General features: G+C 71.8%; 6 protein-coding genes and 2 pseudogenes. All 8 read right to left on the bottom strand.

Features of this window, described 5'->3' with window-relative positions; all coding sequences use genetic code 11:
• Positions 1 to 1,076, bottom strand: a pseudogene (locus tag FV230_RS22350) (double-strand break repair protein AddB); the annotation flags it as partial.
• Positions 1,073 to 1,540, bottom strand: a complete 468-nt coding sequence (locus FV230_RS22355; RefSeq protein WP_147843967.1) for a hypothetical protein — start codon at positions 1,538 to 1,540, stop codon at positions 1,073 to 1,075. The gene FV230_RS22355 and the pseudogene FV230_RS22350, both read right to left, overlap by 4 nt.
• Entirely contained in the window at positions 1,537 to 1,857 is a 321-nt protein-coding gene (locus tag FV230_RS22360) for a hypothetical protein (RefSeq protein ID WP_147843968.1), read from the bottom strand. Before FV230_RS22360 ends, FV230_RS22355 begins: the two co-directional genes overlap by 4 nt.
• Before the next feature lie 40 nt (positions 1,858 to 1,897).
• Positions 1,898 to 2,659, bottom strand: coding sequence for a nucleotidyltransferase family protein (locus FV230_RS22365; RefSeq protein WP_147843969.1), 762 nt, complete (start codon positions 2,657 to 2,659; stop codon positions 1,898 to 1,900).
• 35 nt (positions 2,660 to 2,694) lie between these two features.
• A complete protein-coding gene (tsaE, locus tag FV230_RS22370) occupies positions 2,695 to 4,218 on the bottom strand; it encodes a tRNA (adenosine(37)-N6)-threonylcarbamoyltransferase complex ATPase subunit type 1 TsaE (RefSeq protein WP_246694954.1) in 1,524 nt (507 codons plus the stop codon).
• Between the two features lie 302 nt (positions 4,219 to 4,520).
• A complete protein-coding gene (locus FV230_RS22375) occupies positions 4,521 to 5,780 on the bottom strand; it encodes an EAL domain-containing protein (RefSeq protein ID WP_147843971.1) in 1,260 nt (419 codons plus the stop codon).
• Between the two features lie 244 nt (positions 5,781 to 6,024).
• The gene (locus FV230_RS22380; RefSeq protein WP_147843972.1) at positions 6,025 to 6,684 is read right to left on the bottom strand and encodes a methyltransferase; all 660 of its coding nucleotides are present in this window, start codon (positions 6,682 to 6,684) and stop codon (positions 6,025 to 6,027) included.
• Positions 6,681 to 6,826 (bottom strand): annotated as a pseudogene (locus tag FV230_RS30940) (glycosyltransferase family 1 protein); the annotation flags it as partial. The gene FV230_RS22380 and the pseudogene FV230_RS30940, both read right to left, overlap by 4 nt.

Consider the following 6,826-nt stretch of genomic DNA (forward strand, 5'->3'; position numbering starts at 1 on the left):
ACGGAAAGCCCTACAGCGCGATCGTCAAGCTCGCCGAGAGCGTCCACGCCTTCGTCGCGATCGATCGGGGCCTGCGACAGCAGCGCGGCGCGGGCGGTCGCCTCGGGATCGTGGCCGCCGAGGTCGACGACCGCGTCCCGCGCGACGCCGAGGCAGCTGGGGCCGAGCAGCCGATGCAGCACGGCCTGCGGGTGGCCGTGGGCGATCTCGCGCTCGAAGCCGGCGCCGGTCTCGATCGCGTCCCAGCCGGCCGCGTCGAGATCCAGGTCGAGGCCGGGGAGCACCACCGCGCCGTGCGGCAGGCCCGCCACCGCGGCGATGAGCTTGGCGGTGGCCGGCACCGAGCCGGTCGAGCCGGCGATCACCACCGGGTCGCGCGGACGCTCGCGGGTGAGGCGGCCGGCCTCCGCCAGCACGAGGTCGCGCGCCCGCGAGACCGGATCGGTGAGGCCGCGCTCGGCCAGGATCCGCGGCCAGTTCTCCGCGGCGATCCGGACGAAATCGAGGGTCAGGCCGAAATAGCGCGAGTACTCGGCCTCGACGGCACCCGCGATCTCGGACCAGGGCAGGCCCTCGACGGTCAGCGCGTCCATCAGCCCTTCGAGGTCGGCGGCGAGCGCCACCGCGTCGGCGGGCGAGGCCGGCACCAGGAACGGCACCTCCTCGTCGATCGGCAGCAGCGAGCGGTCGACCGCCTGCGCCCAGGACTGCACCAGCCGGGCGAGGATCAGCCGGCGCTCGAGCTTCTGCATCTCCGGGTCGAGGCCGACGGCGGCGTTCGCGACCAGCGGCATCGCGGCGAGATCCAGCTCGGCCTCGTCCGCCTCGCCGAGCGGGATCATCCGCGGCAGCAGGGCCGCCTCGCCCAGCCGCGCCGCCAGGCGCTTGGCCAGCTCCTTCGCCACGCCCGGCGTCGGCAGGTAGATCGTGACGGCGGCGAGCGCGAGCGGGTCGCGCCCGAGATCGCCGACGAGGCGCCCATCGAGCAGCGCATCGACCAGCGTCGGCAGGAACGGCGCGCCGCGGGTGATGGTGAAGACGTGGGCGTGTGGGTCGGTCGGGTCGATCTGGGTCAACCGAGGATCCGTTCGCGCTCGTGCGAGAAGTTGAGCACCTTCCTGCCCGACATCGCGCTGGTGCGGTAGAGGTGGAGGTCGTCGGTGATCAGGGTGACGTCCGGCTCCCGCGCGTTCGGGATCGAGACGTCGTTGAGGCCCAGCCTGTCGAAGTCGACGGAACCGACGGCATCCGCGCTCGGCGCATACGTCTCCGTCGCCGCCTCCGCGTAGGAAGGGAACGCCTCGAGAACCGGGGCCAGGCGGGCCTGGTCGAATTGTCGGATCTGGCACGCGGTCTCGGCAAGGACGTTCGGCGTGGCGACGAAGATCGCCGCATCCCCGATCCGGAGCTTCAGCAGCCCGAAGTCGTCGATCGTGTGGATGCGCGCGCGCCGATGCGCGGCGATGCATGATCGGGAGGCGGTCCCGACGAAGAGCAGCAGAAGCAGGTTCGTGTCGACGAGCAGGCGTCCGGCACTCAAGGTTCGACCCGGCGGTCGGTGACGGAGACGACGCGGCCGTCATCGTCCTTGAGGTGCACCACCTTGTAGGATCGTTTCGGATCGAGATCGCGCCCGAGAGCGGTCACAAGCGGCTTGGACGCGTCCCAGGGCCGCGAAAACCCGACGGTGATGAGCCGCTGGTTCAGCGCGTCGTCGAACCGGATCTCCTCGAGACCGATGTTCGTCGGCTGCTCGGCATCGAAGACCGCGGCGACGTAGTCCTTCGCCTTGGAAACCGCTTCCTTCACGTCCACCGGGACCTCCGCAGCGACCAGGGCCATCCTCGATGCGAGCAATCTAGAGGTTCCGCATCCGTTCCTCAAACGGAATCGCGGCTCACCCCTCCTGCGCGCTCACCCGCACGCGCTCCTCGGCGGCGCGGATCGCGTCGGGCGTGCCGACGTGGAGCCATTGCCCATCGAGCCGCAGCCCGGACAGGCGGCCCGCCGCGATCGCCCGGTCGAACAGCAGGTTGAGCGAGAACGCGCCGTCCGGCGTGTCGGCGAACAGCTCCGGCTTCACGATGGCGACGCCCGCATAGATGAAGGGGGCCACCCGGCGCTCGCCGCGCCGCTCCAGCCGGCCGTCGGCGTCCATGACGAAGTCGCCCGAGCCCTCGTAGCCGAGGCTCGTGGTGGTCGGCGCCACCAGGAGCAGGATGTCCATCCGCGCCGCGTCCCAGGCCTCGATGAGCCGGGCGAGGTTCGGGGTCGGGCCCTCCAGCCAGAACGAATCCGAGTTGAACACCACGAAGGGGTTCGCGCCGACCAGGGCGAGCGCCTTCTTCACGCCGCCGCCGGTCTCGAGCAGCGTCTCGCGCTCGTCGGACACGACGATCTTCGGAAGGCCGACGCGCTTGGCCAGGTGCACCTCGATTAGGTCGGGCAGGTAGTGGACGTTGACCACCGCGGTCTCGATCCCGCCCTCCGCCGCCCGGTCGAGGGCGTGGTCGATCAGCGCCTTGCCCGCGACCTCCACCAGGGGCTTCGGCACCGTGGCGGTGACCGGGCGCATGCGCTTGCCCAGGCCCGCGGCGAGGACGAAGGCGCAGGTGATCGCGGCTTGCGCGGTCGGCGGCGAGGCGGGGGTGTCGCTCATGCGCGGGGCTCGCGAAGGAGAGGTCGGACGGCGGTTCAGGCGGGCTCGGCCGGCGGCTCGGCGCGTCCGAGCAACCCGGGCAGGTGCCGCAGGTGCCAGTCCCGCAGGGACGCCAGCGCCGGGTGGGCGAGGTTGCGGGCGAGGTAGCCCTCGATCCGCGGGATGTGGGCGAGGTAGGCCGGCTTTCCGTCGCGCAGGTTCAGCCGGGCGAAGATGCCGAGGATCTTGGTGGCGCGCTGCGCCGCCAGGATGGCGTAGGCGGTGGCGAAGCCCTGCACGTCGAAGGCCGGATCGCGGGCACGGCGCTCGCGGGCGTAGAGGCCGAGCAATCTGAGCTCGAACTCGGCGTTGGCGTCGACCCGGGCGTCCTGCAGCAGCGAGGCGACGTCGTAGGCCGGGTGGCCGAGCACCGCGTCCTGGAAGTCGATCACGCCGATGCGCTCCAGCCCGTCGCGCTCGGGGAGCCAGATCAGGTTGGGGGAATGGTAGTCGCGCAGCGTCCAGGTCGGGCGGGCGGGCACGGCGCCCTTCAGCACCTCGGCCCAGAGCGCGCCGAACGCGTCCCGCGCCTCGGGCGGGAGCGTGACGCCGCGCAGCGCCGGGGCATACCAGTCCGGCAGCAGCTCGGTCTCGAACAACAGCGCGTCGGCATCGTAGGCCGGGATCACGTGGTCGATGCCGTCCGCCACCGGCAGCACGCCCGGCAGCTCGACCGCGTGGAGCTTGGCGAGCAGGCGCGTCGCCTCGGCGTAGCGCTCGGGCCGCGGGCCGGCGGCGTCGACCACCGGCTCGGTGCCGAGGTCCTCAAGGATCAGCAGCCCGGTGTCGAGGTCCTCGCCGTAGATGCGCGGCGCCGAGAAGCCGAGCGCCCGCAGGCCCCGATCGATCGCGACGAAGGCGTGGACGCTCTCGGCGAGCTTGACGATCGCGCTGTAGGGCTTTCCGTCGCGCACCGGCGGCCCGTCGGCGCGCGGCGGCGAGATCATCAGCACCGCCGAGCGGCCGTCGGGATGCGTCAGGCGCTCGTAGGCGCGCGACGACGCGTCGCCCTGCATCAGGGTGCGGGTCGCCTCGTCCCAGCCGCTGCGGGCGAGCAGCGCGCGGACCGCGCGCGCCCGGTCGAGGCGGGCGCGCATGCCTTCGGTGCCGGAGATGCGGGCGAAGCGCGAGCCCTCGCCGAACTCGGGCCGCAGCGACAGGTCGATCGACAGGACCGGCCCCTCGCGCGGCGGAAGCCGCTCGGGCCACTCGACCAGCGTGATCGCGGCCTCGGTCATCTCGTCGAAACCGAGCTCGACCAGTTCGTCCGCGCTGCGCAGCCGGTAGAGGTCGGCATGGACGATCGCGCCGAGGCGACCCTCGTAGGGCTGGATCAGCGTGAAGGTCGGGCTCGGGACCTCGAGGCTCGGATCGTCGGCAAGCTCGCGGATCAGCGCGCGCGCCAGCGTGGTCTTGCCGCCGCCGAGGCCGCCCGAGAGCGCGACGAGGTCGCCCGGCATCAGGAACTCGGCCAGGAACAACCCGAGATCCTCGGTCGCGCCCTCCTCCGGCAGGACGATCTCCCAGACCGGCGGCTGCGCGTCCGCGGGGGGCGTGCCCGGCGAGGGGGCTGCGCCCGAGACGGCACCCTGCCGGTCGTGATCGGGATCGTCCTCGCCCAAAACCGTCAACCTCCGAGCGCCGATGCGCGGCGCGGCCTTGCAACCGTACCGGTCTATCGGAGGATCCTTAACCGAACTTCGCGAAAACGCGCATCCCCGCACGGGGCGGCACCGGTCGCGGCCGGCGCGGCGCGGTCGAAGCCGGTCGTCGCGATGAGATCGGCCGGGCGTGCGGGACAGCTCGGCCCATCCGCGGCCGGTCACGCCGCGGCGATCTGCGGCGCGTCGCCGCCGGCGGCCTTCCAGTTCCGGATCAGGGCGAGGGTGTCGGCCAGCGGCACCGGGCAGCCATAGAGGTATCCCTGGCCGTAGGCGCAGCCCATCTCGGCGAGCGCCGCCGCCTCGGCCGGCGCCTCGATGCCCTCGGCCACCACGGGGATGCCGAGCTCGTCGGCGAGCACGAGGATCGTCTGGATGATCTTGCGGTTGCACGGGGTGGTCAGCATCGCCCGGACGAAGGCGCGGTCCACCTTCAGGGTCGTGATCGGCAGCTTCGACAGGTAGCTCAGCGACGAGTAGCCGGTGCCGAAATCGTCGATGGCGATGCCCATGCCCGCCTCGCGGCACACGCTGAGGGCCTCCGTGGCGCCCGCGGGATCGCGCATCACCGTGCTCTCGGTAATCTCCAGCTTCAGCGTCGCGGGGGCGATGCCGGTGGAGCGCAGCATCTCGGCGACCATCGCCGGGAAGCTCGCGCGGGCGAGGTCGTAACCGGTGACGTTGATCGAGAGGAACAGCGGCCCTTCGGCGGCGCCCGGGTTCTGCAGGGCCGCCATCATGATCTCCGGCATGATCCGGCCGACCTCGGAGACGACCCATTCGGTGATCTCGACGATCAGCCCGCTCGATTCGGCCACGGGGATGAACGTCATCGGCGGCACCAGGCCCTGCTCGGGGTGGCGCCAGCGGATCAGCGCCTCGAAGCCGGCCAGCGTTTCGGTGCCGAGCCGCACGATCGGCTGGAGGAACAGCTCGAACTCGTTGCGGTCGAGCGCCCGGCGCAGGGCGCGCTCCATCATCACCACGGAGATCGCGGCCTGGAAATCCGCCTTGAGCGCCGGCGAGGGCTCGACGGCGACGGGGCGCGCCGTCACGGCCGGGGCATGCGGCTTCAGCAGCGCGATCGCGTCGCGATAGCGGGCCATGACCACGCCGAGGCACAGGCGCAGGATCGGGTCCGCCTGCAAGGGGCGATTCTCGATCTGCGCCTCGGAGATCGGGACGAGGACGCAGTCCTCGATCGCCCGCGCCGAGGTGGGGCGCGGGCCCGAATCGAGGATCGCCATCTCGCCGAAGATCTCGCCGGGGCCGCGCTCGGCGAGCGGTTGCTCGATGCCGTCGCGGCGCAGGAAGATCGCGGCCCGTCCGGCGACGATCAGGTAGGCCACGGTTCCGGGCTCGCCTTCCTCGAAGATCGCGCTGCCGGCGGGCAGCGTGATCGTAGCGTTGGGATCGTTCATCGTCCGGTCCATGTCCCACCGAAACTTCAGGTGGCCTGGAGCGAACTTTGCCCGACGGACATTAATCAACCTACAATTCGTTCGATCCCAATCCGCGCAATACATACCGCCGCGAACGAATGCTGCGGCAGCGAAAAACGATCGATGACGTTGCGGCGTATACAACCACTGGATGGTCAGGCGAATACTATCTTCGATAGAGATCCGCATCGCCGGCCATCACCGGCGGCCTTCGGCGGCGCGATCACGCGACGAAGCGCCAGACGTGGCTCTGCTTGATCTCGGCATCCTCCAGCGCCCGCGTCACCGGCACGGCGTAGCTGGCGATCGCCTCGAGGCGGGCGCGCGGCAGGTAGCTGCGGCCGGGATCGCCGATGAGCACCGTGGTGCCGGCCGCGTGCAGGCGGCCGAGCCAGTCGCCGACCGCGCCGGCGAGGTCGCGCTCGTAGAAGATGTCGGCGGCGAGCACGAGGTCGACGTCGGGCACCGTGCCGATCAGGTCGGCGGAGGAGGTGGCGATGCGCCCGGAGACGCCGTTGGCGGCGGCGTTCAGCGGGATCGCCGCGATCGCGAAGGCATCGAGGTCGCTGGCGAGCACCGAGGCGGCGCCGGATCGCGCCGCCGCGATCGCCACGAGGCCGGAGCCGGAGGCGAAGTCGAGCACGCGCCGGCCGGCGGCGACCTCCGGGTTGTCGAGGAGGTAGCGGGCGAGGGCTTGCCCGCCGGCCCAGGCGAAGGCCCAGAACGGCGGCGGCAGGCCGATCTCGGCGAGCTCGTCCTCGGTCTTCTGCCACAGCTCCGTCGCCTCGTCGGCGACGTGGAGCACGATCTCCGGCGCATGCGCCACCGGCAGCAGGCGGGTGTTCGCGCGGATGAAGGCGGCGGCGTTCTCCGGCGTGATCATGGCCCGAGCAGCTCGCGATAGAGGCCGCACACGGCCTGCGCCACCGCGTGCTCCGAGAACCCGTCCTCGACGATGCGCCTGCGGGCCGCCGCGCCGAGGGCGGCCACGCGATCCGGATCGCCCGCGAGCCGGACCAGGGCGG

Origin of the sequence: Methylobacterium sp. WL6 (assembly GCF_008040095.1) — a bacterium.
Taxonomy (GTDB): domain Bacteria; phylum Pseudomonadota; class Alphaproteobacteria; order Rhizobiales; family Beijerinckiaceae; genus Methylobacterium.

Bases quoted from the DNA above. Each gene is read 5' to 3' on its own strand.
- FV230_RS22375 (WP_147843971.1), bottom strand. From the start codon at position 5,780: ATGAACGATCCCAACGCTACGATCACGCTGCCCGCCGGCAGCGCGATC.
- FV230_RS22365 (WP_147843969.1), bottom strand. From the start codon at position 2,659: ATGAGCGACACCCCCGCCTCGCCGCCGACCGCGCAAGCCGCGATCACC.
- FV230_RS22380 (WP_147843972.1), bottom strand. From the start codon at position 6,684: ATGATCACGCCGGAGAACGCCGCCGCCTTCATCCGCGCGAACACCCGC.